The organism is Streptantibioticus cattleyicolor NRRL 8057 = DSM 46488 (genome assembly GCF_000240165.1).
Lineage (GTDB): Bacteria > Actinomycetota > Actinomycetes > Streptomycetales > Streptomycetaceae > Streptantibioticus > Streptantibioticus cattleyicolor.
The window spans coordinates 434,602-459,357 of sequence record NC_017585.1; the positions used below are offsets into that span (position 1 = coordinate 434,602).

The 24,756-nt window shown below is 74.3% G+C and carries 26 protein-coding genes and 2 pseudogenes; 12 read left to right on the forward strand and 16 right to left on the reverse strand.

The window, feature by feature from the left end; genetic code table 11:
- Positions 1–32: 32 nt before the first annotated feature.
- From SCATT_RS29530 to SCATT_RS29550, 5 genes are all read left to right on the forward strand, one after another.
- Positions 33–1,106, forward strand: a complete 1,074-nt coding sequence (locus tag SCATT_RS29530) for a beta-propeller fold lactonase family protein (protein ID WP_014151737.1) — start codon at positions 33–35, stop codon at positions 1,104–1,106.
- Positions 1,107–1,525: 419 nt separating this feature from the next.
- Positions 1,526–2,041 (forward strand): hypothetical protein, encoded by a 516-nt coding sequence (locus tag SCATT_RS29535; RefSeq protein ID WP_014151735.1) that lies wholly within the window; start codon positions 1,526–1,528, stop codon positions 2,039–2,041.
- Positions 2,042–2,052: 11 nt separating this feature from the next.
- Positions 2,053–2,571, forward strand: coding sequence for a hypothetical protein (locus SCATT_RS29540; RefSeq protein WP_014626780.1), 519 nt, complete (start codon positions 2,053–2,055; stop codon positions 2,569–2,571).
- The gene (locus tag SCATT_RS29545) at positions 2,562–3,719 is read left to right on the forward strand and encodes an MAB_1171c family putative transporter (RefSeq protein ID WP_014151733.1); all 1,158 of its coding nucleotides are present in this window, start codon (positions 2,562–2,564) and stop codon (positions 3,717–3,719) included. Before SCATT_RS29540 ends, SCATT_RS29545 begins: the two co-directional genes overlap by 10 nt.
- Positions 3,694–4,878, forward strand: a complete 1,185-nt coding sequence (locus SCATT_RS29550) for an amidohydrolase family protein (RefSeq protein WP_014151732.1) — start codon at positions 3,694–3,696, stop codon at positions 4,876–4,878. Before SCATT_RS29545 ends, SCATT_RS29550 begins: the two co-directional genes overlap by 26 nt.
- On the opposite strand, the gene SCATT_RS29555 is transcribed toward SCATT_RS29550, so the two are convergent.
- Positions 4,868–5,620 (reverse strand): SOS response-associated peptidase, encoded by a 753-nt coding sequence (locus SCATT_RS29555; protein WP_014151731.1) that lies wholly within the window; start codon positions 5,618–5,620, stop codon positions 4,868–4,870. The two genes, SCATT_RS29550 and SCATT_RS29555, sit on opposite strands and share 11 nt — an antisense overlap.
- Before the next feature lie 26 nt (positions 5,621–5,646).
- Complete coding sequence (locus tag SCATT_RS29560; protein WP_014151730.1) at positions 5,647–6,663, reverse strand: hypothetical protein; 1,017 nt, start codon at positions 6,661–6,663, stop codon at positions 5,647–5,649.
- A 428-nt stretch (positions 6,664–7,091) separates the two neighbouring features.
- Between SCATT_RS29560 and SCATT_RS29565 the strand changes: the two genes are divergently transcribed.
- A complete protein-coding gene (locus SCATT_RS29565) occupies positions 7,092–8,279 on the forward strand; it encodes a sensor histidine kinase (protein ID WP_014151729.1) in 1,188 nt (395 codons plus the stop codon).
- Between the two features lie 124 nt (positions 8,280–8,403).
- Here SCATT_RS29565 and SCATT_RS29570 read toward each other — a convergent pair whose 3' ends face one another.
- Positions 8,404–8,583 (reverse strand): hypothetical protein, encoded by a 180-nt coding sequence (locus SCATT_RS29570; protein ID WP_014151728.1) that lies wholly within the window; start codon positions 8,581–8,583, stop codon positions 8,404–8,406.
- 170 nt (positions 8,584–8,753) lie between these two features.
- Positions 8,754–9,305 carry an RNA polymerase sigma factor gene (locus SCATT_RS29575; protein ID WP_014151727.1) on the reverse strand — a complete coding sequence of 184 codons (552 nt, stop codon included), beginning with the start codon at positions 9,303–9,305 and terminating at the stop codon, positions 8,754–8,756.
- 132 nt (positions 9,306–9,437) lie between these two features.
- Between SCATT_RS29575 and SCATT_RS40465 the strand changes: the two genes are divergently transcribed.
- On the forward strand, positions 9,438–9,572 hold the full coding sequence (locus tag SCATT_RS40465; protein WP_014151726.1) for a hypothetical protein: 135 nt from the start codon (positions 9,438–9,440) through the stop codon (positions 9,570–9,572).
- On the opposite strand, the gene SCATT_RS29580 is transcribed toward SCATT_RS40465, so the two are convergent.
- Together SCATT_RS29580 and SCATT_RS29585 are read right to left on the reverse strand one after the other, a co-directional pair.
- Positions 9,556–10,140 (reverse strand): TetR/AcrR family transcriptional regulator, encoded by a 585-nt coding sequence (locus SCATT_RS29580; RefSeq protein WP_014151725.1) that lies wholly within the window; start codon positions 10,138–10,140, stop codon positions 9,556–9,558. The two genes, SCATT_RS40465 and SCATT_RS29580, sit on opposite strands and share 17 nt — an antisense overlap.
- Positions 10,137–10,460 (reverse strand): DMT family transporter, encoded by a 324-nt coding sequence (locus SCATT_RS29585; protein ID WP_014151724.1) that lies wholly within the window; start codon positions 10,458–10,460, stop codon positions 10,137–10,139. Before SCATT_RS29585 ends, SCATT_RS29580 begins: the two co-directional genes overlap by 4 nt.
- Before the next feature lie 99 nt (positions 10,461–10,559).
- On the opposite strand from SCATT_RS29585, the gene SCATT_RS29590 reads away from it, so the two are divergent.
- Entirely contained in the window at positions 10,560–11,435 is an 876-nt protein-coding gene (locus SCATT_RS29590; RefSeq protein ID WP_014151723.1) for an RNA polymerase sigma-70 factor, read from the forward strand.
- Here the strand turns inward: SCATT_RS29590 and SCATT_RS29595 are convergent.
- The 4 genes from SCATT_RS29595 to SCATT_RS29610 form a co-directional block, all read right to left on the reverse strand.
- Entirely contained in the window at positions 11,420–12,181 is a 762-nt protein-coding gene (locus SCATT_RS29595) for a hypothetical protein (RefSeq protein ID WP_014151722.1), read from the reverse strand. The genes SCATT_RS29590 and SCATT_RS29595 overlap by 16 nt on opposite strands.
- Positions 12,178–12,816 carry an ABC transporter ATP-binding protein gene (locus SCATT_RS29600; RefSeq protein WP_014151721.1) on the reverse strand — a complete coding sequence of 213 codons (639 nt, stop codon included), beginning with the start codon at positions 12,814–12,816 and terminating at the stop codon, positions 12,178–12,180. Before SCATT_RS29600 ends, SCATT_RS29595 begins: the two co-directional genes overlap by 4 nt.
- 1 nt (position 12,817) lies before the next feature.
- Complete coding sequence (locus SCATT_RS29605) at positions 12,818–13,324, reverse strand: general stress protein (RefSeq protein WP_014151720.1); 507 nt, start codon at positions 13,322–13,324, stop codon at positions 12,818–12,820.
- Positions 13,325–13,492: 168 nt separating this feature from the next.
- Positions 13,493–13,921, reverse strand: a complete 429-nt coding sequence (locus tag SCATT_RS29610) for a hypothetical protein (RefSeq protein ID WP_231904938.1) — start codon at positions 13,919–13,921, stop codon at positions 13,493–13,495.
- 114 nt (positions 13,922–14,035) lie between these two features.
- Between SCATT_RS29610 and SCATT_RS29615 the strand changes: the two genes are divergently transcribed.
- Positions 14,036–14,770, forward strand: a complete 735-nt coding sequence (locus SCATT_RS29615) for a lysophospholipid acyltransferase family protein (protein WP_014151718.1) — start codon at positions 14,036–14,038, stop codon at positions 14,768–14,770.
- Here SCATT_RS29615 and SCATT_RS29620 read toward each other — a convergent pair.
- The 6 genes and pseudogenes from SCATT_RS29620 to SCATT_RS29645 form a co-directional block, all read right to left on the reverse strand.
- Positions 14,700–15,146, reverse strand: coding sequence for a response regulator (locus SCATT_RS29620; protein WP_014151717.1), 447 nt, complete (start codon positions 15,144–15,146; stop codon positions 14,700–14,702). The genes SCATT_RS29615 and SCATT_RS29620 overlap by 71 nt on opposite strands.
- Entirely contained in the window at positions 15,143–17,041 is a 1,899-nt protein-coding gene (locus tag SCATT_RS29625) for a sensor histidine kinase (RefSeq protein WP_014151716.1), read from the reverse strand. Before SCATT_RS29625 ends, SCATT_RS29620 begins: the two co-directional genes overlap by 4 nt.
- Complete coding sequence (locus SCATT_RS29630) at positions 17,038–18,372, reverse strand: PP2C family protein-serine/threonine phosphatase (RefSeq protein ID WP_014151715.1); 1,335 nt, start codon at positions 18,370–18,372, stop codon at positions 17,038–17,040. Before SCATT_RS29630 ends, SCATT_RS29625 begins: the two co-directional genes overlap by 4 nt.
- A gap of 143 nt (positions 18,373–18,515) precedes the next feature.
- Positions 18,516–19,651 (reverse strand): annotated as a pseudogene (locus tag SCATT_RS29635) (Cmx/CmrA family chloramphenicol efflux MFS transporter).
- A gap of 557 nt (positions 19,652–20,208) precedes the next feature.
- Positions 20,209–20,847 carry a maleylpyruvate isomerase N-terminal domain-containing protein gene (locus SCATT_RS29640; protein WP_014151714.1) on the reverse strand — a complete coding sequence of 213 codons (639 nt, stop codon included), beginning with the start codon at positions 20,845–20,847 and terminating at the stop codon, positions 20,209–20,211.
- A gap of 94 nt (positions 20,848–20,941) precedes the next feature.
- Positions 20,942–21,688 (reverse strand): AraC family transcriptional regulator, encoded by a 747-nt coding sequence (locus SCATT_RS29645; RefSeq protein WP_014151713.1) that lies wholly within the window; start codon positions 21,686–21,688, stop codon positions 20,942–20,944.
- A gap of 54 nt (positions 21,689–21,742) precedes the next feature.
- On the opposite strand from SCATT_RS29645, the gene SCATT_RS29650 reads away from it, so the two are divergent.
- The 3 genes and pseudogenes from SCATT_RS29650 to SCATT_RS39875 all read left to right on the forward strand — a co-directional run.
- Complete coding sequence (locus SCATT_RS29650; RefSeq protein WP_041823707.1) at positions 21,743–22,960, forward strand: MFS transporter; 1,218 nt, start codon at positions 21,743–21,745, stop codon at positions 22,958–22,960.
- A 96-nt stretch (positions 22,961–23,056) separates the two neighbouring features.
- A complete protein-coding gene (gene tsaD, locus SCATT_RS29655) occupies positions 23,057–24,115 on the forward strand; it encodes a tRNA (adenosine(37)-N6)-threonylcarbamoyltransferase complex transferase subunit TsaD (protein ID WP_014151711.1) in 1,059 nt (352 codons plus the stop codon).
- Positions 24,116–24,363: 248 nt separating this feature from the next.
- Positions 24,364–24,756 (forward strand): annotated as a pseudogene (locus tag SCATT_RS39875) (DUF2785 domain-containing protein); the annotation flags it as partial.

A 24,756-nucleotide genomic window follows, 5' to 3' on the forward strand; every position in this document is an offset into this window, starting at 1 on the left:
ACCCTCGTTACCGACCCAGGAGAGCCCATTCCATGCACGCCGCCCCTCCGGCCGGCTCCTCCGGCCGGCCGCCGGACCAGCATCGCCCGCACCCGTCCCCGCCGCCACACCGCCGCCTCCGCCGCTGCCTGACGGCGGCCACCGCCTTGCTGCTGCCCGCCCTGCTGGCCGCGGCGGGGTCGCCGCCGGGCCCGGCCGCCTTCCGGCACCCGGCGCGCTACCCGATGCGGGTGAGCGCCTGGGTGGCCAACAGCGGCTCGTCCACGGTCTCGGTCTACGACACCCGGCTGGAGCGCCGCATCGGCACCGTCCAGGTGGGCCACGGGCCGACCGGGGTGGGCGCCGCCCCGGACGGCGACGCGGTCTACGTGGCCAACGGCCGCTCGGACACCGTCTCGTTCGTCGGCACCGCCTCCCGGCTGGCCACGGCCACCGTACCCGTGCAGCGGCGGCCCTTCGCGGCGATGCCGACCCGGGACGGGCGCCACGTGCTGGCGGCCAACTTCGGCTCGGACACCGTCTCGATCATCAGTGTCCGGGCCCGCCAGGTGATCGCCACCGTGCCGGTGGGGCCGCTGCCGCACAGCATCACCACCATCCCGGACGGCCGGGCCTACGTCACCGACAACGGCGGCAGCGCGGTGACCGTGCTCGGTCCGGACGGCCACGTGATCCGGATCATCCCGGTGGGCGACTTCCCCAGCGGGATCAGCTCCTCGCCCTCCGGCGACCGGGTCTACGTCTCCAACACCGGTTCCGGCACGGTGTCGGTGATCGACACCCGTTCCGACACCGTGGTGGCCGTCCTGCCGGCCGGGCGGGCGCCGCTGGGCAACGCCGTCGCGCCGGACGGCACCCGGCTGTATGTCGCCGACTCGGCCCGGGACCTGCTGCTGATCATCGACATCCCGGCCCACCGCGTCGTCGCCGAGGTGCCGGTCGGTGTCCAGCCGCAGGACGTCGCCGTCACCCCGGACGGCCGCCGGGTCTGGGTGACCAACGAGGGTTCCGACACCGTCTCGGTGGTCGACCCCTTCGTCCCCCGGGTGCGCGTCACCCTGCCGACCGGACACGAACCGGAGGGCATCGCCATCACCCCGCGCTGACCGGCGGGGCCGACGCGCTCGGCATCACTTCGGCAATCCGGCCCGGGGCACCGGCGGCCATCCGTACCGGCGGCCGGAGGCGGCCCGGCGCACGCGTGTCGCCGGGCCGCCGGGCACGCCGGTGGCATCGCCGCCTCCCCGTCCTCGGCTCCCCCGCGGGCGGGGACGGCGTGGCGTCGCGCGGTGGCGTGGGGGCCGACCGGGCCGCCGTGCGAGGCCGTTGACGGCCCCGTGGGGCCAACGGACCGCTTCCCGGCGACGGTTCACCCGACGGCGGGCCGGGCCCCGACGCCAAGTGTCCAATATGTTGGCACCCCTTGAGGGTGGTGGGCAAGCTAGTCTTGGCCAATGTCCAACAGGCCGCACACTGGGCCAGCGTGGGGCCGGAGGGGCCCGTACCGACCTGGGGAGCGTGAGGTATGCCGGCAGACGACGGCCGAGCCGGTGGCAGGTCACTGGCCGAGCGCTTGAACGCGCTGTTCGCCACGGTCCGCTGGACCGACGGCAACGGACGGCAGCGGGAGTACTCGACGGCCCAGGTGGCCAAGGCGGTCACCGCCGACCCGTCCCATCCGGCGACGCTCTCCCGCAGCTACCTGGCGATGCTGCGCAACGGCTCGCACACCAACCCGACGCTCAGCGTCCTGGAAGGGCTCGCCAAGTTCTTCGACGACCACCGCGCCCCGGGCACCGCCCCGATCACCGTGCAGTCGCTGGTCACCCGGCCCGACCCGGAGGACGAGTTGTTACGCCAGCGGCTCGCCAGCAGCCAGGTCCGTACCATCGCCATGCGGGCGGGGGCCATGACCCCGGCCATGCGCGAACAGTTGCTGAAGATGATCGAGATATTCGACCAGCCCGACGCCGAACCGCCCGGCCACCCGTACCCCGCCGCCCCCGAGCCCGGCCAGTCCGACGCCCGCCCCGAGGCGTGAGGAAGGCCGCAGTGCCCGTACGCGAACGCGAACTGCGCCGCTACTGCAAGCGCCTGCTGCGCCGGCTCGACATCCAACCGCCGCTGCGGGTGGACGAGTTGTGCCGCAAACTCGGCGAGCAGCGCGGCAAGCCCATCCGCCTGGTGCCGTGGGCGCTGCCGATCCCCGGCCCGTTCGGACTGTGGATGTCCCGGCCGGACATCGAGTGCATCTTCTACCAGCGGGAGACCACCCGGGTCCACCAGGACCACATCATCCTGCACGAGATCGGGCACATCCTCGCCGACCACCAGGACGACGGCGGCAGCTCCGACCTGCCGGACCTCGGCCCGGACTACCCCGGCGACCTGGTCACCCGCGGCTTGCGGCGCACCTGCTACACCGAGGACTACGAGCACGAGGCCGAGCTGGTGGCCACCATCATCCAGGAATGGGCCACCGTCATCGACTACACCACCCCCCGTGAGCCCGAGGACTCCTCGCTCAGCCCGCTGCGTTCGGCGCTCCACCCGCGCTGGGGGTGGACGTAATCTTCCAGGAACCGGTCACCCTGATGCTGATCATCGGGTCGGTCTGGAAGCTGGTCGACCTGGCGCGCGCGCCGCACGACCGGCTGCTGCGGACCCTGGTGGCCTGTCTGCTGATGCTCACCGCCGGGGAACTGCTCAGCTACCCGCAGGCCAGCCACGCGGTCGACGAGGTCACCGCGGTCGGCGTCGGCAAGGTGGCGTTCAACGCCGTCTACATGGCCGGGCTGTGCGCGCTGATCCTGTTCTTCCACTCCTGCATGCGCGGGGAACGGGCCCGGTACCGGCGGCAGTTCCGGTTCAACACCGCGCTGCTCGCCGGGGTGGTGGCGGTGCTGACCGCCGCCGTCGTCGTCACCCCGGCGCCGCTGCGCGGCCACACGCTGAGCACCCCGCACATGGCGCGGCCCTCCATCGCCTGCTTCTACCTGGTCGGCAACGCCTACTTCCTCTACGCCTACGTCACCTCGGCGCTGTGCGCGGTGCGGTACGCGCGGCTGGCCAGCCGCCATCTCGCGCTGGGCCTGTGGACGGCGGCGCTCGGCCTGTTCGGGCTGGCGGTCACCTCGGTCGGGCGGATGGTGTGGGTCTTCCTGCGGATCGACCGGCCCGGCTCGCACCAGGCGTTCAACACCGTCAACTGGTCGGTCGCCGACTGGTCGATGGGGGTGGTGCTGGTCGGGATCAGCTACTCCGCCGGGGTGCAGCTGTGCACGCATCTGCGTTCCACCCTGCACCACCGCCGGATGTACGAGGAGCTGACCCCGCTGTGGACGGCGCTGGCCGCCGCCTACCCCGAGCTGGTCCTCAAGCGCGAACCGGTCGGCTCCCGCTTCCGGCTGCGCCGCACCCACGAGCGCTTCTACCGGCGGCTCATCGAGTGCCGGGACGCGCTGGTACGGCTCAGCCCCTATCTGACCCGGGTCGCCCCCGGCGCCGACCTCGCCCGGGGCCCCGCCGACCAGCTCGCGCGGTACATCTCCGAGGCGCTGCGCCTCAAGCCGGCCACCGAGGACCCCGACACCGCGTACTCCGCCGCCCCCGTCGCCTTCCCCGCCCGCAACGACGTGGAGGCCGACGCCCGGGAACTCATCGCCATCTCCCTCGCCTACGCGAAAGGCAACCGTGAGCAAGCTGCTGATCCTCGCTGACCGGATCGTCACCGGCCCCGCGTCCCATGTCACCGGTGACGGCGCCGTTCTGCTGGACGGCGAGGTGATCGCCGCCGTCGGCCCGGCCGCGTCGCTGGAGCCGTCGGTGGACCGGGCGGTGCCCCGGCTGCGGTGTCCGGGGGCGACGGTGCTGCCGGGGCTGATCGACTGCCATGTGCACCTGGCGTTCGACGCCGGACCCGACCCGGTGCGCGCGGTGGCCGAGGCCGACCCGGACGAGCTGGCCGCCGCGATGGCCGACCGCGCCCGGCAGTTGGTGGCCTCCGGGGTCACCACGGTCCGCGACCTCGGCGACCGGGACGCGATGACGGTGGCGTTGCGTGCCGCCGTGGACTCCGGACGGACGCCCGGGCCGCGAATCCTGGCCGCCACCGCCCCGCTGACCTCACCCGGCGGCCACTGCGGTTTCCTCGGCGGCGAGGTCGGCGGCGACGAGGAGATCCGGACCCGGATCGCGGAGAACGCCAAGGCCGGCGCCGACCTGATCAAGGTGATGGCCTCCGGCGGCGCCCTCACCCCGGGCGGCCCGCGCATGTGGCAGTCCCAGTTCACCCGCGCCCAACTGCGGCTGATCGTCGAGGAGGCCGCCGCCCACGGGCTGGACGTCGCCGCCCACGCGCACGGCACCGACGCCATCGCCGACTGCGTGGCCGCCGGGGTCCGTACCCTCGAACACTGCTCCTGGCGCACCGCCGAGGGCATGGTGTACGACCCGGAGGTCACCCGGCGCATCGTCGCCGAGGACATCGCGGTGTGCCGTTGTGTCTCCGGGGACTGGCGGCTCTTCCTGGAGCAGCTCGGCCCGGAGCGGGCGGAGGCGATGTCGGTGATCATCCGGAGCATGCGCGAGGCCGGTGTGCGCTTCATCGCCGGCACCGACGCCGGGGTGCCGGGGGCGCGGTTCGGGGACTACGTGGGGATGCTGGAGTTCTTCGTCTCGCTGGGCTTCTCCCCCGCCGAGGTCGTCGACATGGCCACCACCCATGCCGCGCACGCCCTGCGGCTGTCCGACACCGGCGTGCTGGCCCCGGGCAAGCGGGCCGACCTCCTCGTGGTGGCCGGGGACCCGCTGGCCGGCCTGGACGCCCTGCGCCGCGTCGAGCACGTCTTCGCGGCGGGGCGGCGCGTCACCGGGTGAGGTCGCCGGGGTCGTCGGGCGGGTCGGCGAGCAGCCCGGGGCCGTTGTTGCGGACGTCGTTGACCGCGGTGGAGACCGGGCGGACGGTGACGCGGCCGGCCGCCGGGGTGGCCAGCAGCGCCCGCGACCGTTCGGGGTCCTGGCGGCCGGGGTCGAGCCAGGCGTCGTAGTCGGCGGGGCCGATGGCCAGCGGCATGCGCGGGTGGATACGGCCGGCCGCGTCCTTCGCCTCGGTGGTGATCACGGTGCAGGTGGTCAGCCACGCGCCGGGGTCGTCCGGGGCCGCGGCGGGGTCGCGCCAGAACTCGTAGAGCCCGGCCATGGCCATGACCGACCCGTCCTCGGGGGTGATGTACCAGGGTTGTCTGCGTGCCTTCCGGCCGCCGTCGGCGGGGACGGCCCGCCATTCGTAGAAGCCGTCGGCAGGCAGCAGGCAGCGGCGCCTGGCGAAGGGCCGCCGGAAGGCCGGCTTGGTGTGCACCGTCTCCATCCGCGCGTTGATCATCTTCGCGCCGGACCCGGGGTCCTTCGCCCAGGAGGGCACCAGCCCCCAGCGCAGCGGGCGCAGCTGCCGCGTCACCTCACCGGTTGTGGTGTCCGCCCGCTCCAGCACCGCCCACACCAGGTCGGTGGGGGCCACGTTCCAGCTGGGCGCCACCGCGTCCTCGGGGTTCCACCGGGTGACCCGGAACGCCTCGGCCAGCTCGTCGGGGCGGCGGGTGGAGACATAACGGCCGCACATGCCTCCACCCTGCCACCGGCCGCCGGCTACCGCCTGCCGTACGTCTCGGCCATGGCCGTGAAGACCGCCTTCGGCGCCCAGTCGGTCCCCGGGCGCGCGCCGTCCCGTTCGTCGGCCGGGAGGAACCTGACCACGCCGAAGGAGCCGAGGTCGAGGTCGTGGCGGGGGTCGGCGGAGGAGGTCAGCCCGTAGCCGGCGAAGGTGAACCAGAACGCGGCGTCCCAGCCGGCCCTCTCATAGGCGGCGAGCACCTCGTGGAAGTACCGCACCTGTTCCCGCTCGTCGCGTACGAGGCCGGCGGGCAGGCGGTCGTCGGCGTCGGTGGCGAGGAGGACGTCCCAGCCGTTGCCGCCGCGGTCCCCGGCGCCCCGGTAGGTGGCGCAGCCGAACTCGGTGGCGGCCACCGGTTTGCCGTGCGCCGGGTAGCGGTCGAGCACCTCGGGGAAGCGGTCGGCGTTGCGCCGGTCCCGGTAGGCGTCGACGGCGACGATGTCGAACGGCGTCCAGTCGGCCTCCTCCCACGGCCCGGAGGCGTAGGTGACCGGGCCGCCGAAGCGCTCGCGGGCGGTGGCGGCGGCCTCGGCGAGGAAGGGGTTGAGCAGCCGGGGCAGTTCCTCGCGCAGCGCGCGCACCCCCGGGGTCTGCTCGGTGATCGCCGCGACGCGGTCGTAGACGGTGTCGCCCGGCACGAACCCCTTGGCGAACAGGGTGGATTCGCAGCCGAGGACGAGCACCACCCGTGCGCCGCCGGCCCGTAGCTCCTCGGCCCGTTCGGCGCACCGCGCGTACAGCGGCAGCATCTCCGCGCGGGTCAGCTCGCACGGGAACGGCGAGAACCACACCTGGAGCCGTTCGGCCGCCGCGTACCGCGCCGCCACGGTCAGCCGTTCCAGGTCGCCGCCGGTGATCCGCACCGCCGTGCAGCGCAGTTCGCGGGCGATGACGGCCATCTCCCGCGCCACGGTGGCGGGGTCGAAGTCGGTGCGGGTGTTCCTGCCGCCCGGGAAGAAGCCGGTGTCGTAGGTGATGCCCTTGGTACGCATGGTGATCGCCTTTCGGTGCCCCGTGGTCGGTCGGGGCGGCCCCGTTCGTGGTGTCCTCAGCATCGCGTGGCGGGGTGCGCGGGCGGCAGTGTCATCGCTCCGGTGCCGGGCGGTACGAATGTCACGGCCGGTGTGGTGACAGCGGTGCGGTGTCTTAGGTCGTGTCGTCGAAAGATCGCCGGCCGCCCGGAGGGCGGAGCCCGATCATCTGGCCCCGCAGGGCGAGCCGAGCTGAGGCGGAGGTTGGGGGTCGGTCCGAGGGACGAGGGCCGGGCCCCGGCCGTAGCCGAAGCGAGGCGGAGCCCGACCGCGTAGGCCGACGACCGACAACGCCGCGAGCACGCTCCCCCTTCAGCTTCGCCTGGGCGGTGCCCCCTTGGACGCCGCGGGGCAGGCGAGATGTTGACGACAGGTCCTACGCTTGCGCCGTGCTGACGTGGCGTGGACTCCTGCGGGTGGCCGGTGATCCGGCGCTCGCGGTCCTGATCGGGGTCGGCGGTTCGCTGGCCGGGGTGCTGTACCGGCCGGCGGGCTGGGCGCCGTTCGACGCCTGGGCCTGCGGGCTCACCTGGCTGACGGCGCTGCCGCTGGCGGTGCGGCGGCCGGCTCCGGCCGCCGTGCTGGTGACCTCGTGCGCGGCGTACGCGGCGTACCTGTCGCTGGGTTACGTGCCGTCGCTCAACTGGTGGGCGATGGTGGTCGCGTTGGTGAACGTGGCCGCGTGGCGTCCGTCGCGGATCGCGGTGCCGGCCGCCGCGCTGACGGTGGCCACGTTGCTCTACAGCGGGGTGGTCGGGCGCCTGCCGCTGCTGCTGAGCTGCATGCAGGCGCTGCTGATCGCGCCGGTGGCGTATCTCATCGGGCGCGCGGGGCGCCGGGCCGCCGAACGCAACGTGCGCCTGCGCGTCCTCGCCCGTCAGCTCGCCGAGGAGCAGCAGGCCCGGGAGCAGCGCGCGGTGATGGACGAACGGGTGCGCATCGCCCGCGAACTCCACGACGTGGTGGCCCACCACATGTCGGTGATCTCCGTCCAGGCGGGCCTCGCCGAGTACATCTTCGACTCGGCGCCGGAGACCGCGCGTACCGCCGTCGGCTCCATCGGGACGGCGAGCCGGGAGGCCCTGTCGGATCTGCGGCGGCTGCTGACCGTGCTCCGCGACGACCGCGACGAACGGGACGCGGGCCGAACGGACGCCGGCCACGCCGACGTCCCGCGCGCCATGCCCGAGCTGCGCAACGTGGGCGAACTGGCCGAACGCATCGGCATGACCGGCGTCACCGTCACCGTCGAAACCCTCGGCCGCCCCCGCCAGCTCGCCCCCGGCCTCGAACTGTGCGCCTACCGCGTCGTCCAGGAGGCGCTGACCAACGTCGTCAAACACGCCGGACCCGCACGGGCGGAGGTCGTCGTCCACTACCGCCCCGAGGAACTGCGCATCACCGTGCGCGACGACGGCGGGCGGGGCCACCCCGTCCTGTCCGCCACCGGCACCGGGCACGGACTGATCAACATGCGCGAACGCGCCCGCGTCTGCGGCGGCACGCTCTCCGCCGGCGCGCGGCCGGGCGGCGGGTACGAGGTGGTGCTCACCCTGCCGCTGTCCTCGGGCGCCTGAGACCGTGCCCGTCCGGGCGGACACGGCGAGGCGCCCCCTCACGCCCCCCGACGCGAAGCGGCGCCTTCTGACGCTGTGTGCCGTTGCGGCCCTGGTCCGGCGGTCCCCCGATCCGTCGGCCGCGTCAACGGCTGGAATCCTCCGGTGCCTCCGGCGACGGGGTGAGGGAACGCCTCACCAGCCGGGCCGCCAGCCCGGTCCAGTCCGGCTCCTCGACGAAGTCGGCTTCCAGGCCCTCCTCGCCCTCGCGCAGGAAGGCGACCATCCTGTCGTGCGGCGACGAACGAGCGGTGGTCAGTTGCATGGCGAATCCCCTGTCATGGTGGCTGCTTACTGCTCCGGGACGGCCGGACCCCGGACGGGGACGTGGAGTGTTCCCGCCCGGGGGCGTTGGGTCCCGTCCCGGGCCCACGGGCCACGCCGCACGTGGTGACCGTGAGCCCTAGACGTCAGCCAACGACCTTTCCGCCCGCTTCAGGAGATCCGGCGGGCCTTCTCCACGGCCCGGCGCAGTTCGCGGGAGACGGTGGGCGCCGACATGCCCAGCGCCTCGGCGATCTCGAAGCCCTTCAGATCCCACACCACGTGCAACTCCCAGATCCGGAACCGCCGTTCGTCGCCGATGGCGGCCTCCACCTCGGCCAGCAGGTCCAGGTAGCGCGCCGCCGCGGTGGTGGGGTCGGGGTCCCGTGGCCGGGGCGGCCAGGGCTCCGCGCCCTCCGGGAAGTCGTCGGTCGGCAGCTCCGCCGCCCTCCGCCTGCGCCGGAACTCCGAACGCACCCTGTTCCGTGCCACCGTCACCGCGAAGACGATCGGCGGACGCCGGAACGCCCGTCCGGCCAGCACCTCCTTGAACATGGCCACCGCGACGTCCTGGGTGATCTCCTCGGCCAGGTGGTGGTCCCGGGACATCCGGGCCACCGCCCGCAGTACCCTCGGGTACACCTGCTTGAGCAGATCGCCGAGGTACGCCTCCTGTTGCGATGTCAGGACCGGCCTGGGCGGATCACCGCCGTGTCGAGTCATCGGCGCATGGTCCTTTCGGTTCGGGGGCCAACTCCCGCGCGTGCGGGGACATCACGTGGGACGCGCGGCGCCGGGATTTCTTTCATCCGGCGGCGCCGAAAGTTTCCCCGGCCCCGCTGCGTCCCAGCGGGCATGAACACCCGTATCGCGCTCGTCCTGGCGCTCTCCGTCCTGCTGGGCCGCCTCGCCTACCGGCGCCCCGCCGTCGGCACGGCCGTCACCGTGGCCGCCACCGCCGCCGCCGTCCTGCTCACCGTCGTCCGCTGACCTCCGGGCCGTCGCCCATCAACGTCCGCAGTGCCGCGGTCAGTTCGGTCACGTCGACGGGGTCCTCGTCGCGCAGGGCGCGCAGTAGGGCCCCGTCGAGCAGGAGAGCGGTCGCGGTGGCGGCGGCGGGGGTGGTGTGGGCGCGCAGGACGCGGACCAGGCCGTCGAACCACAGGTGGGCGAGGGGACGCAGTTCGGGGCGGCGGGCGGCGGCGGTGTACAGCTCGGCCTCGATCAGCGCGCGCGGCCGGTCCTCGGCGTAGCGGGCGGCCAGTGCGGCGAGGGCGGCCGGGACGTCGTCGCTGTCGCGCAGCGCCGTCGCCCAGGCGCGCAGTTCCTCGGTCCAGCGGGCGGCGGCGTGCTCCAGCGCGGCCCGGCTGAGGTCGGCCAGGTCCGTGAAGTAGTACGTGGTCGCGCCCAGCGGCACCCCGGCGCGGGCGGCGACCAGGCGGTGGCTGAGCCCGTGGATGCCGGTATCGGGGATGAGCGCGCAGGCGGCCTCCACGATGGCCCGGCGCCGACCCTCCGGATCGCGGCGGCGGCCCCGTGGCGCGTCGCGGCCGGTCAATGGGCACCGCCCAGGTTGAGCACCACGACCCCGGCGATCACCAGCGCCACGCCGAGCACCTTCGCCGCGGTGAGCGGTTCGTGCAGGAACAACGCGCCGATCAGCACGATCAGCGTGGTGCCGAGCCCGGACCACATCGCGTATCCGACACCGACGTGCAGCCCGCGGCCGATGGCCCGCGCCAGGGCGAGGAACGCCACGGCGTAGCACGCCAGACAGGCCGCGGTGGGCCACAGCCGGGTGAAGCCGGCGGTGGCCTTCAACAGGCTGGTGCCGGCCACCTCGGTGATGATCGCCAGGAGCAGGAACAGATAGGCCACGGAACCGCCCTCCCACCGACATGTACAGCCGTACTAGTACGACCGTACAACAAGGGGGCCGGGGCTCCGGGGCCCGCCGTACCCGGTAGCGTCCAGCCCGTGACCGCACTCGAACTCTTCCAGGAGCACCGGCCGATGCTGTTCGGCATCGCCTACCGGATGCTGGGCAGCGCCGCGGACGCGGAGGACGTCGTCCAGGACGCGTGGCTGCGGTGGCACGGCGTGGACGCGGACTCGGTCGCCGAGCCGCGCGCCTACCTCGCCCGGACGGTGACCAACTTGTCCATCAACAAGCTGCGTTCGGCCGCCGCGCGGCGTGAGGCGTACGTCGGTCCGTGGCTCCCCGAGCCGTTGGTGGAGGCGGCCGGAGCGGCGGACGCGGACGGCGGGGTGGAACGGGCCGAGGACGTCTCGCTGGCGATGCTGGTCGTGCTGGAGACGCTGTCGCCGCTGGAGCGGGCGGTGTTCGTGCTGCGCGAGGTCTTCGGCTTCTCGCACCGGGAGATCGCCGAGGCCACCGACCGCAGCGAGGCCGCGGTACGCCAGGTGGCGACCCGGGCCCGCGACCACGTCCGGGCCCGGCGTCCCCGTTACGACGCCCCGGCCGCGCTGCGCCGCCGGCTCACCGACGACTTCCTCGCCGCGTGCGCCGGCGGCGACCTCAACCAGGTGCTGGCGCTGCTCGCGCCGGACGTCACCGCGTGGAGCGACGGCGGCGGCAAGGTGCGTGCCGCGCTGCGTCCGGTGCACGGCGCCGACAAGGTGGCCCGCTGGATCCTGGGCGTCATGGCGACCTCGATCCCCGACTTCGGCGCGCACCGGGTCGACGTCAACGGCCGCCCTGGTCTGCTGATCACCTCCGGTGGCGTGCCGGACACGGTGTGCTGTGCCGAGTTCGCCGAGGACGGCACCGTCACCGCGCTGCACCTGGTGCGCAACCCCCACAAGCTGCGCCGCGCTCAGCCGCCGTTGTGACGCGTGGCGACCCGGGTGCGGCGGGTGAACGCGGTGAGCGCGACGACGGCGAGGACCGCCAGCCAGACGAGGCTGTGCAGCAGCGGGACGGGCGCCGGGTGGTGCGTGAAGCCGGCCTGGAGGCTGGTCTGGAGCGAGCCGTAGCTGGGCAGCAGGCCGAGCACGGGGTTGTCGGCGGTGGTGCTGGCGACGGGGTTCTGCGGGGCCAGGTCGATGATGCTGATCATGATGATGGCGACCATGCCCTCCACCTCGCCGGGGAGGAAGAGGGCGAGGAAGAGCCCCATCACCCCGTAGACGAGCGAGACCGCCAGCACCGCCAGCCACAGCAGCCACGGCTGCTCCGGCGACCAGTACAGCAGCATCCAGGCGGTGGCGTACGCGCTCACCAGCACCGCCGCGGCCAGCAGCGCGGCCAGCTTGGCGGCGAGCAGCGCCCGGCGCGGGTACCCGGCGGCGGCCAGCCGCCGGTCGAAGGCGCCGGTGCGGCGGGCCGCGCCGAACATCAGGAAGCCCACCAGCAGCGACACCGCGTTGAGCGAACCGCTGATCATGGTGATCTTGTCGCCGCCGGCGTGGACGAACGTCCCGGTGGCCCGCAGCAGGAACGGGAACGGCCGCCGCGTGGTGAGCTTCTCCGCCACGGTGATCCACAGCGGGACGAAGACGACCAGCAGCACCGCGGCCAGCCGGTTCCGGGTCAGCGCCAGCAGCGCGTACCCGCAGGCCACCCGGTAGGCGCTCACGCCGCCGCCCCGCGGGCCGGTGCCAGCACGCCGTCCCGCAGCCGGTACAGCGCGTCGAGGCGTTCGGTGTCGTAGGCGAGGTGGGAGACGACCACCACGGTGCGGCCGGCCCGCCGCAGCCCGGCGGCGACCTCCCAGAAGCGCAGGTAGGTCTCCCAGTCGAAGCCCTGGTACGGCTCGTCGAGCAGCACCACGTCCGGGTCGTGCATCAGGGCGAGCACCAGGTTGAGTTTCTGCCGGGTGCCTCCGCTGAGCACCTTGACCGGTTCGTCGCGGTAGGCGGTCAGCCCCAGCACGGCGACCAGCTCGTCGGCCCGGTCGAGCCGGTCCAGCCGGTAGGCGATCTGGAACAGCCGCAGATGCTGACGTGGCGTCAACTCCTCGTCCAGCACGGGCTGTTGCGGGCAGTAGCCGAGCGTGCCGCGGATGCTTACGGTGCCGCCGTCCGGCCGCAGGTCGCCGCTGAGGACACGGAGCAGTGTCGTCTTGCCCGCGCCGTTCTCCCCGACCACCCCGACGACCTGCCCGGGCGGGGCCTGGAGGCTGACGCCGCGCAGTACCCGCCGGGCGCCGTACGCCTTGCGCACCGCCGTCACCCGCAGGCTCGGCACGGCGCCGGACCGCCCGGCGGTCACGTCACGTCCCCGCCGCTCCCCGGCCGGTCGGGACCCCGGCGCGCCGCAGCGCCGCCCTGGCCTGCTCGGCGTGGCCACCGCGGGCGATCACGTCGTAGCGGGAGGCGACCAGGGCCTGGGTGGAGGAGAAGTCACGGCGGCCACCGGTCGCGGCGTGGCCGACGAATCCGAAGACCGCGCCCCACAACGCGCCGATCAGCAGACCGCCCAGGATCAGCCCGAGCCACGCCGGGCCCCGGGTGAACAGGGAGACCAGCAACCCCATGAACAGGCCGAACCACGCACCGCTCGCGGCACCGGCGGCGGCTGCCTTGCCCCGGGTCAGCCGTCCCGTCACCCGTTCCACCAGCCGCAGGTCGGACCCGACGATGTCCAGGTGTTCCACCGGGAACTGGTCGTCGGAGAGGCGGTCCACCGCGGCCTGCGCCTCCTGGTAGGTGTCGTAGCTCGCCACCGTGTTCCACGCCGCGCTGATCGGGTCGACCGGGGTTGGATCGAACTGGGTCATGGCGTCCTCCCGATTCCGGTTGCACAGGTCGCCTGCCCGGCGGGACGGCCGGTACGCCACCGTGTCGGGCCCGCGGCCGGGCGGCCCCGTCCCGGCGGTACGGGGCCGTCCGGCGGCACCGGCCCGCCCGTCCGCGCTTGGGGGGCGCGGACGGGCTGCCCGGACGGCTCAGCCGACCTTGATGGCGTGGACGTACACGAGCGGGTACCAGGTGCTGCTGTACAGGAAGTCCTTCCCCGGCTCGACCGTGGCGGTGAGGGAGGAAGGGGCGCAGTCGGTGGACAGGTAGACCTTCACCGGCTTGTCGGTGTGGTTGACGAACCCCTGCGGACCGCCCCAGGTGGTGCCCCAGTCGTGGTAGCAGTAGCCGTCCTGCGGGTTGGTGATCCGGCTGAGGCCGCCCTTGATGAACTCCACGTTCCCGGTGGCCGCCTGGGCGGCGCCGGAGGTGGCGAACAGGGCGGCGGCGGAGAGCGCGGCGACCGCCGGAGCGGCGATGCGGGCCTTGATGCGCATGATGGTGTTTCCCCCTTGGAAACGCGGTCGGTCGTGGTCGGCGGAGGCGCCGTGGCCGTCGGCGCGCGGCGGCGTCCGCACCGGGCGACGCTATGGGCGCGTGTTATCCCCGTGTTATCCGGTAGGGGGCGGTAAGGCCGCTGGGGCGGAGCGGCGAGAATGGTGGCCGTTGTCCGTCCGCCATGGGGGTTCGTCATGCTCGGTCGTGTCGCCGGTGCCGTGGTGCCGTTCTGCGGGCGGCTGACGGTGACGGCCGACGCGGGCGCCGTGGTGCCGCCGGGCGCCATCGTGGTCGCCAACCACACCTCGCTGGCGGATCCAGCGGTGGTGCTGGCCGCGTTGCACCGGCTGGGGGTGCGGCCGGTGGTGCTGGCCGCCGCCGGGCTGTGGCGGGTGCCGGTGCTGGGGCGGGTGTTGGCACGGGAGGGCCACGTGCCGGTGCACCGGGACGACCCTCGGGCGGGGTGGGCGCTGCCGGCGGCGCGGGCGGCGCTGGACGCGGGGCGGCCGGTGCTGATCTATCCGGAGGGCGGTCTGCCGCGCCGCCGGGACGCCGCCGAGGCGCCGCCCCGCCCGTTCCGCGCCGGCCTGTTCCACCTCGCGCGCACCACCGGCGCCCCGGTCGTCCCGCTCGGGCAGGCCGGTGCCCGCCGGCTGCTGTCGGGCGGCCCGGCCGGACAGGTCGCCAGGGCGCTGTCCGCCCCGCTGCGCCGCCCCGCGCTCCACGTCCACCTCGGCGCCCCGCTGCGGCTGACCGGCCCCCGGCCCGACGCCCTGGCCCAGGCCCACCACGCCGTCACCGCCGCCTGGCGCACCGCCGCACGGCACCTCGGCGAACCGGTCCCCGAACCGTCAGGGCTCACAGACTCTGCGGAGGCAGCCGCACCACCTGGACGAAGAACTCGTCGATCTGGCGGACGGCGGAGATGAACTGCTCCAGGTCCACCGGCTTGGTGACGTAGGCGTTGGCGTGCAGCTTGTAGCTGCGCAGGATGTCCTCCTCGGCGGCGGAGGTGGTCAGGACGACGACCGGGATGTGGGACAGCTCGGGGTCGGACTTGATCTGCTCCAGCACCTGGCGGCCGTCGTACTTGGGCAGGTTGAGGTCGAGCAGGATCAGGTCGGGGCGGGGCGCGCCGGCGTGGGCGCCGCGCCGGTAGAGGAAGTCGAGCGCCTCCTCGCCGTCCCGGGCGACGTGCAGCGTGTTGCCGATCTTGTTGTCCTCGAACGCCTCGCGGGTCATCAGCTCGTCCCCGGGGTCGTCCTCGACGAGCAGGACGTCGATGGGGCGGGCGGGCGTGGTCATGCGGGGTTTCCTTTCACGGCGGGCACGTCGGCGGACGGGGCGTCCTCGGGCGGAGCGTCCTCGGGCGGCGTTTCGGCGGGCAGGGTGAGGCAGAAGCGCGCCCCCGTGCCGTATCCGGTGTCGATCCAGATCCGTCCGCCGTGGTGCTCGACGATCTTCTTGCACAGCGCCAGGCCGATGCCGGTACCGCTGTAGCTGTCGCGGCCGTGCAGCCGCTGGAAGATGACGAAGACCTTCTCGGCGAACTCGGTGGGCACGCCGATGCCGTTGTCGCTGACGGCAAGCAGCCAGTCACCGTCCCGTCGTTCGCAGGTGAGGCGGACCAGCGGCGGCTCGTCGGGGCGGCGGAACTTGACGGCGTTGCCCAGCAGGTTCTGCCACAGCATCACCATCAGCATCGGGTCGCCGATGATCTCCGGCAGCCGCTCGGGACGTTCGATCCGGGCGCCGGACTCCTCGATCGAGGCACCGAGGTTGGCCACCGCCTTGTCCAGCGCCGCGTCCAGGGCGACCGGCACGCTGGCGTCGTTGAGCCTCCCGACCCGGGAGAACGTCAGCAGGTCGTTGATGAGCACCTGCATGCGCTTGGCGCCGTCCACCGCGAAGTCCAGGTACTGCTTGCCGCGTTCGTCGAAGCTGTCGCCGTAGCGCTTCTCCAGCAGCTGGCAGAACGAGGCGACCTTGCGCAGCGGTTCCTGGAGGTCGTGCGAGGCGACGTAGGCGAACTGCTCCAACTCGGCATTGGAGCGGCGCAGTTCGACGGCCTGGGCGTCGAGGTCGGCGGTCTGTTCCACCAGGAGCCGGTGGGCGGAGCGTACGGTGCCCAGTTCGGTGACGATGCGGCGGCGCATGCCTTCGACGTCCCGGGCGACGGCACGCAGGTCGGCCGGGCCGTGGGCGGTGATGCGGTGCTCGAAGTCGCCGCCGGCCACACGGTAGGAGGCGGTACGCAGCCGGTCCAGCGGGCGGGTGACCAGCTGCCGGATGAGCACCGCCAGGACGACCCCGGTGATCAGGAAGGCGGCCACCAGTCCGCCGAGCACCCAGTCGCGTTCGGTGCGGGCTTCGGCCAACTCTCGCTGGGCGCGGGAGCGTTCCTCGGCCAGGTGGGTGTTCTGGGCGCGGAAGAGGGCGCGCAGGTGGTCGAACCTGGCCTTGCCGCCCTCGACCAGTGTCTTGTCCGGGGGGCGGGGGACGCCGGGGGTCACCGCCTTGATCATGGGTTCGGCGTAGTGGCCGCGCCAGTCGGCGGTGGCCCGCTCCACCGCGTCCAGGTCGGCGCGGAGCACCGGGCGGTCGCCGACCAGGCCGCGCAGCGTGGCGGCGAGCTGCGCCTCGCCGCGCCGGCCGTCGGAGTAGGGCTGGAGGAACTGCGGGTCGGCGGCGATGGCGTAGCCGCGGGCGCCGGTCTCCTGGTTGAGCACGGCCGCCTGGAGCTGGAAGGCGGCGCCCTGTGCGGGTTGTATCCGCTGGAGCAACTGGTCCGAGACGCGGGCGGTATGGGCGAGCACCTGGCCCCCCACCACACTGCCCGCCACGACGAGCAGCGTCATCAGCGCGAGCGCCAGCAGGAACCAGCCCTGCACCGTCATGGCGCGGAAGCCGCGGACGAGGTGCGGGTCGTCGGGCACGGGACGCGGGTCGTCGGCCACGGGCCGGGTGTCGTCGGATACGGGCGGGGTGTCGCCGGGCACGGGCGGGGTGTCGCCGGGCGTGGGACGCGGGACGTCGGCCACGGGCGGGGTGTCGTCGGCCACGGACCGGGTGCCGTCGGGCACGGGCCGGGTGCCGTCGGGCGTGGGACGCGGGACGTCGGGCACGGGCCGGGTGTCGCCGGGCGCGGGACGCGGGTCGTCGGGCACCGGGCGGGCGTCGTCGGGCACGGATCGGGTCATGCTCCGGTCTCCTCCTTCCGCCGGTCGCTCCAGCGCAGATGCAGTACGGCCACGTCGTCGGCGAGTCCGCCGTATTCCTCGGCGAGTTCCTCGGCGCGGGCGATGAGCCGGTCGACGAACGGCTCGGCGGGCAGCCCGGTGAGCGTACCGGCCAGCCGCAGCAGCCCCTCCTCTCCGAGCCGTTGCCCGTCCGGCCCGGAGCGGCCCTCGAAGAGGCCGTCGGTGAAGACCACCAGCCCGGCGCCGTGCGGCAGTTCAAGCTCCTGCACCGGCCAGTGCGCCCGGCCCGGCACGATACCCAGGGCCGGACCGCCGGGCACCTCGACCCAGCGCACCCCGTCCGCCTCCCGCCACAGCACCCCGTGGTGGCCGGCGCGTACCAGCCGGACCCGGCGCCGGTCGGGCGGCAGCACGGCGCTGGTGAGGGTGGCGAAGATCTCCGCCCCCGCCCGCTCGGCCACCAGGATCTCCTCCAGCAGCCGGAGCTGGCGCTGGGTGGGTGCCCCGCTGAGCACCAGGGTACGCCAGGCGATCCGCAGGGCGACGCCGAGCGCCGCCTCGTCCGGGCCGTGGCCGGAGACGTCGCCCACCAACGCGTGGACGGTGCCGTCCGGTTGCTGCACCACGTCGTGGAAGTCGCCGCCGAGCAGCGCCTGGCTGCGGCCGGGGCGGTAGCGGGCCACCACTTCGACGCTGTCGTCACCGTTGAGCAGCGGGGTGGGCAGCAGTCCGCGCTCCAGCCGGGCGTTCTCCTGGGCGCGCAGTTTGCCGGCCTGGAGTTCGGCGGCGGCCTTCTCGGTCTGCTTGCGCTGGATCGCGTAGCGGACGGCGCGGCCGAACAGCTCCGGTTCGACGCGCCCCTTGACCAGGTAGTCCTGGGCGCCGGCGGCCACCGCGGCGAGCCCGGTGCGTTCCTCGGCGAGGCCGGTGAGCACCACCACCGCCACGCCCTCGGCGCACTCCTGGACGGCCGCGAGCGCCTCGAGGCCGGAGGCGTCCGGCAGGTGCAGGTCGAGCAGCACGCAGTCGGGCACGGTACGGGCCAGTTCCGCGCGGGCCTGCGCCACCGAGCGTACCCAGGTCAGCCGCATCCCCATGCCGGGTGTGACGTCGGCCACCAGTTCCTCGACGAGCAGCGCGTCGGCGGCGTCGTCCTCGATGAGCAGGACCCGGGGCTCCGTCCGTCCCGGCGCCAGGTCGTCGGACGTAGCGTGTTCCACCGCGCCGCCGCGCGGCGCCGGGACCGGACCGCCGCCCCCCGTCACCCGGTCACCTCGGGACGAGGCGCCGACGGAGCTGAACTCGCCCGGAAGTACGGGTTCCGGCATCATCACCCAATCCTCTGTCCCCGGCGTTTCCTTGAGTCCTTCCACCACCGGGAGCCGACAGCGGAAGAATATCGACCGGGCCGGGCGGACACCGAACGTGTGGTTCCGTTACCCACGCTGACGCGCAGCGGCCCCCACGCCGCGGCTCACCGCCTACCGCGCCACCCCGCGACGGCGGCGGTGGCCAGCGCCGACGCCACCAGACCGGCACTGAGCCAGGGCACCGAACGGTAACCGGACCCGGCACCGAGGGCGGCGCCCGCCAGCGCCGGACCGACGGCGGCGCCCACGTTGAGCGCCGCGGTGGCGAACGAGCCGCCCAGCGACGGCGCTTCACCGGCCGCGTACAGCGCGCGCGTGACGAGGGTCGATCCCACGGCGAACGACAGCGCGCCCTGGACGAGGACGAGCGGCACGGTCGCGGCCGTACTGCCGACGGCGAGCGCGAGGAGCGCCCAGCCGGCGCAGAGCCCCGCCCCACCGGGCGCCAGCAGCCGCAGCGGACGTCGGTCGGAGAACCGGCCAGCGATCGTCACCCCGGCGAACGATCCCAGCCCGAAGAGCGCCAGCAGCGCCGGCACCCACCCGCCCGCACCCCGCCGGCCTCGGTGACCAGCGGCGCCAGATACGTGAACGTGGCGAACGTCCCGGCGTTGACGAGCGCGGCGAGCAGCAGGAGCACCAGCAGCGCGGGGCGGCGCAGCGCCCGCAACTCGTCCCGCGCGCGGGCGGCCGGGGCGCCGCCGGCCACCGGTGCCGACGGCACCGAACGCGCCACGGCGGCCACGGCCGGCAGCGAGAGCGCCGCCACCGCCCAGAACGCCGAACGCCACCCCAGCGCGGCCCCGGCCGGCACCCCGGCCACGCACGCCAGCGTGATGCCGCCGAGCAGCACCGAGGTGGCCCGCCCGGTCGCGTCCGGCGGCACCATGGCGACGGCGGCGGCCAGGCCGACGGCGAGGAAGCCGGCGTCGGCCGGCGCGGCGACGAAGCGGGTGGCCAGCAGTACCCCGAAGCTCGTGGTGAGCGCGCCGGCGACGTGCGCCGCCACGAACACCGCGAGGAAGCCCAGCAGCGCGCGCCGCCTGGGCCGGCGCAGGGCGGCCACCGCCATCAGCGGCGCCCCGACGATCATCCCCACCGCGAAGGCGGAGGTCAGCGCACCGGCGGCGGGAGAGACCCCCAGGTCACCGGCGATCCCCGGCACCAGGCCGGACAGCATGAACTCGGACGTGCCCTGGGCGAACACGGCAAGCCCCAGGACGTAGACGGCGAACGGCATGACGGACTCCACGGCCACGGTCGAGGACGGCAGCACGACGCCGCACCGCGAAAGGCGGCGGCAACGGCTCAGGGGTGCTGCGCGAACGGAAGGAACGGTCCTGCGACGGTGGTTCGGCGGCGGCCGGACATGCCTCAGCGGGGCGCGGCCCTCAGCGGCGGCGGCCCTTCAGCGTGACGAAGGCGTCAACCGGAAAGCCACCGAACGACCGGTGGCCGGCGTCTTGACGCCTCGGGAGCGGACATGGCGCCCACCCTGAAGAACGCGCGAACCCGTGGTCCAGCGCTTTTCCCGGCCGCGCCGACGGCCCGGACGGCCTGGACGGTCGGATGCGGGCGGATGCGGTCGCGTACGGTCGCGCGGGAACACCGCGGTCACGCCCAGCCGTACATCTCGTCGTCGTCCAGCCAGGCGGGACGCTCGCCGTCGTCGTGGACGGGTTCGTCGCCGCTCTCTTCGGGGAACTCGTCGGGGTCCATGCCCTCATGGTGCATCGGAGCACGGCCCGGCGCAGCAACCATCGCCGGGTCTCCCGGTGAACTTTCGCCGACGGGCGGTCAGAAGGCGGCGATCGAGGCCGGAGCGCGTTCGGCGCGGCCGAGGGCACGCAGCACGGCGGTGGGGCCGTGACGGTGTACCGCGAGCCGGGAGAGGAGCGCGATCACGGTGTCCACGGCGCCGGCCGGCAGCGGCGGGGTGGGGACGCCGACGCTGACGGCCAGGTCGTCGGCGTGCACGGCCAGTTCCATCATGCGGGTGGTCAGCATGTCGTCGAGGCCGAGCGACCAGGCGCCCCACAGCGGGATGCGCACCGCCCGGTCGTCCGCGCGCGGCAGAGCGGTCTGCAGGGTGTCGACCGCCCGGGCGGTGCGGTCGGCGAGCGCCACGGGCCCGTCGGCGGCGGCCCGTTCCCCCTCGTTGCGGATGCGGACGTTGGCCTCCTCGTCGAGGGCGGCCCCGATCCACCGCACCCGGCGGTAGTGCTCCAGCAGCGGGACGGTCTCCTCCCGGGGTTCGGGGGCCGCGAGCGCGTCGGGCAGGACGAGTACCTGGTAGGCGAGGTGGCCCGCGAGTCCGGCCACCCGGAAGCCGGGCAGCGCGCTGGGCCCGTGCCACGCCCCGGCGACCGCCGGCTCGCGCAGCAGCGCCACGGCCGACCGGGCCAGCGCCAGGAAGTCCGTTCTCACCTCGGCCATCTCGACCGCCTTTCCGGCTGGGGGACGCCGCCTCGACGCATCATCGCACCGCCGGCCCGGGCGGGCACCCGTCCGGCTCGAACCTGACATACCGTCAGTTCAGCCGCTGATGCGCGCCCGGGGTGTATCCGAAGGAGCGGCGGAAGACGTCGATGAAGGCACTGGTGGAGGCCCAGCCGCAACGGTGGGCGACGGTGGTGACCGGGGCGCCGTCGGCGAGCATCCGCAGCGCGTGGTAGAGGCGCGACTGGGTGCGCCACTGCGGGAAGGTCATGCCGAGTTCGGCGCGGAACAGCCTGCTGAGGGTGCGTTCCCCGGTGCCCGCGGTCCGGGCGAGGTGGGCCAGGGTGTGCCGGGCCGCCGGGTCCCGGTGGACCAGCGCGCACACGGCCGCCAGCCGGGGGTCGGCGGGGGCGGGCAGGTGCATCGGCCGCTGCGGGCAGGGACGCAACTGGTCGCGCAGGACGGCGCGGAGCCGATGGCGTTCCGGGGTGTCGTCGCCGGGCGCGGCAGTGTAGGCACGGATCAGTTCGCGCAGCAGCGGGGAGACGGCGAGCACCGTGGGAGCGTCGAGGCCCGGCGGGTTGTCGTCGGCGGGCAGGCCGACGAAGTGGAGTTCGAGGTGGCCGTGGGCCCGGTGGGCGTGGACGGTGCAGGCGGGCACCCAGATCGCCCGGGTGCCGGGGGCGAACCAGGTGCCGGCGTCGGTGGTGACCGCGAGCACACCGGAGCCCGCGTAGACGATCTGGTGGTCGTCGTGGTGGTGGGCGTCGATGCGTTCTCCGGGGGCCAGCGTGCGGACGCGGGTGGGGGCGTGCGGCTGGTGGCGGATTTCCGGCATGGGTCGGCAACTTATCGGAAGCGCGACGTCCGGTGGTACCGCGACGATCGGGGCATGCCGAGGAATCCGGGGGCCCGGCGGGGCGGGCCCGTGACGCTGTTGTCCGTGGGCCACGCCTGCGTCGACGTGTATCAGGGGACGGTGGCCGCGCTGGTGCCGTTCTTCGTCGCCGAGCGCGGCTGGGGGTACGCCGCCGCCTCCGGGGTGGTGCTGGCGGCCTCGTTGCTGTCGTCGGTGGTGCAGCCGTCGTTCGGGGCGCTCACCGACCGGTGGGCGCTGCCGTGGCTGCTGCCGGTGAGCACGCTGGCGGCGGGGGCCGGGATCGCGCTGAGCGGGGTGTGCGGTTCGTACCGGCTCACGCTGGCCGCGGTCGCGCTGTCGGGGATCGGGGTGGCCGCGTACCACCCGGAGGCGGCGCGGGTGGCGCGGGTCGCCGGGCGGGGCGGTCACACCGCGATGGGGTGGTTCTCGCTGGGCGGCAACCTCGGTTTCGCGACGGCGCCGTTGCTGGTGTGGGCGGTGGTGGCGGTGGACGGGCTGCGGGGTTCGCCGTTGCTGGCGGTGCCGGCGGTGGCCGGTGCGGTGGCGAGCGGGGTCGCGCTGCGCGGGACGCGGCGGGTGGCGGCCGAGACCGCGGGCGGGTCCGCGCGGGTGGCGGACGGCCGGGACGACTGGGGTTCGTTCGCGAGACTGTCGGGGGCGGTGGTCTGCCGTTCCGTGGTGTTCCTGGGGTTGTCCACCTTCATCTCGCTCTACGTGCGCCAGCGCACCGGCGGCGGCGCGGTGGCCGGCACCGCCGCGCTCTTCGTGCTCTACCTCGGCGGTGCGGTGGGCACGGTGGCGGGTGGCCGGCTGGCCGCGCGGTTCCGGCGGGTGACGGTGGTGCGGTGGGCGTACGCGCTCACGGTGCCGGCGGTGGCCGGTGTGGTCCTCGTGCCGGGTCCGGCGCTGTACGTGTTCGTGGCGCTGACGTCGGCCGGGCTGTACGTGCCGTTCTCGCTCCACGTCACGCTGGGCCAGGACTACCTGCCGCGGCGGATGGGCACCGCGAGCGGGGTGACGCTGGGGCTGACGGTGAGCGTCGGCGGCATCGCCAGTCCGGTGCTGGGCGCGGTGGCGGACGCCACGTCGCTGCGGACGGCGCTCGTCCCGCTGATCGCGCTGCCCGTGATCGGCTGGCTGTTGCTGCGTACCCTGCGCGAGCCCGAGCCGCCACGAGCCGCCGAAGGGCCGGCGACCACGGCGCGTTCCGGCACCGCGACGGCCCGTTGAGCGGGGCCGGTGACAACACCGGAAGCCACTTGCACATATAGTGCAGTTGCAAATAGAAGGCAACAAGTGAGCGCACCCGCCGACGGGAGGCGAGACATGACCGGATCACCCGTGGTCCTGGGCATCGAGTCGTCGTGCGACGAGACGGGGGCCGGTCTGGTGCGTGACGGGCGGTTGCTGGGGCACGCCGTGGCGTCGAGCCTGGACGAACACGCCCGCTACGGCGGGGTGGTGCCCGAGATCGCCGCCCGGGCGCATGTGCGCGCGGTGGGCCCGGTGGTGCGCCGGGCGCTGGACGAGGCCGGGCTGCGGCTGCGCGACGTCGGGGCGGTCGCCGTCACCACCGGCCCTGGGCTGGCCGGCGCGCTGCACATCGGGGTGGCGGCGGCCAAGGGTTACGCGTACACGCTGGGCGTTCCGCTGTACGGGGTGCACCACCTGGCCGGGCACGCCGCCGCCGACACGCTGGTGCACGGTCCGCTGCCGCAACCTTGTGTCGTCCTGCTCGTCTCCGGCGGCCACACCTCGCTGCTGCTCGTCCGCGACCTCGCCCGTGACCGGGTGGAACACCTCGGGGACACCCTCGACGACGCCGCCGGGGAGTGCTTCGACAAGGTCGCCCGGGTGCTGGGGTTGCCGTATCCGGGCGGTCCGGCGGTCGACCGGGTGGCCCGGGACGGCGACCCGCACGCCGTCCCCCTCCCCCGGCCGCTGACCGGGCCGCGCGACGACCCGTACGCCTTCTCCTTCTCCGGGCTGAAGACGGCGGCGGCCCGGTGCGCGGAGGCGGGCGGCCGTCAAGTCGCCGACGTGGCCGCCTCGTTGCGGGAGGCCGTCGCCGACGTGCTGACCCGCAAGGCCGTCGCCGCCTGCCTCGACCACGAGGTGGGCACCCTGGTGGTGGTCGGCGGCGTCGCGGCCAACTCACGGGTGCGCGAACTGGCCGGGCAGCGGTGCGCCACGGCCGGGATCACCCTGCGGATTCCGCCGCCGGGGCTGTGCACGGACAACGGCGCCATGATCGCCGCCGTCGGTGACCTGCTGGTCCGCGCCGGGGCACGGCCGGCCCCCTGGCCGGTCTCGGTCGACCCGTCGGCACCGCTGGAGTTCGCGGCGCTCCACCCGGTACCGTCCGGCGGCGCACTCGCGGCGTGAGCGGTACAGCCGTCCGGAGCCCCGCGCGTCCCGTCGCTCGCGTAGCCTGGCGTGCCATGCGTCCGACTCATCGCGTCGAGGCCGACATCCGGGCACTTTCCGGCCCGTCCCGCGCCGCCGCGCTGGACAGGCTGGTGGCCGAGTTGCGGTCCCCGGACCCGGTGGCGCGGGACGAGGGGGCGTACGTGCGGGCCCGGCGGTGGGTGCCGGAGCTGGACGCGGCGGAGCGCCGGTGGCTCGGTGACCGGATGGCCGGCCACTTCCGCGATCCGGCGGTCCAGGCGCGGACGTTCGCGCCGTTGGTGCTGGCCCGTCTCGTCGAGGCGGGCGAGTGGCGGCCGGGGTGGTGGGACGCCTTCGCGCGCTGGTATCCGGCTGAGACCGATCTGCGCGGTCACGACCGGGAACTCGGCCGGCTGCACGCCGTGGCCCACGGCGCCGACCTGCTGGCGGCGCTCTCCACGCGCCCGGACCAGGACCCGGTGCCGCTGGCGGCGCTCGCGACCGACCGGATGCTGGCGCTCACCGACCACCTCTTCGACGCCCAGGAGGACGACCGCCTCGCCCACGCCCTCGCCCGGGTGCTGTGCTCTCCCGCGCTCACCGTGGAGGCGTCCACGCGGTGGCTGGATCCGGTGGCC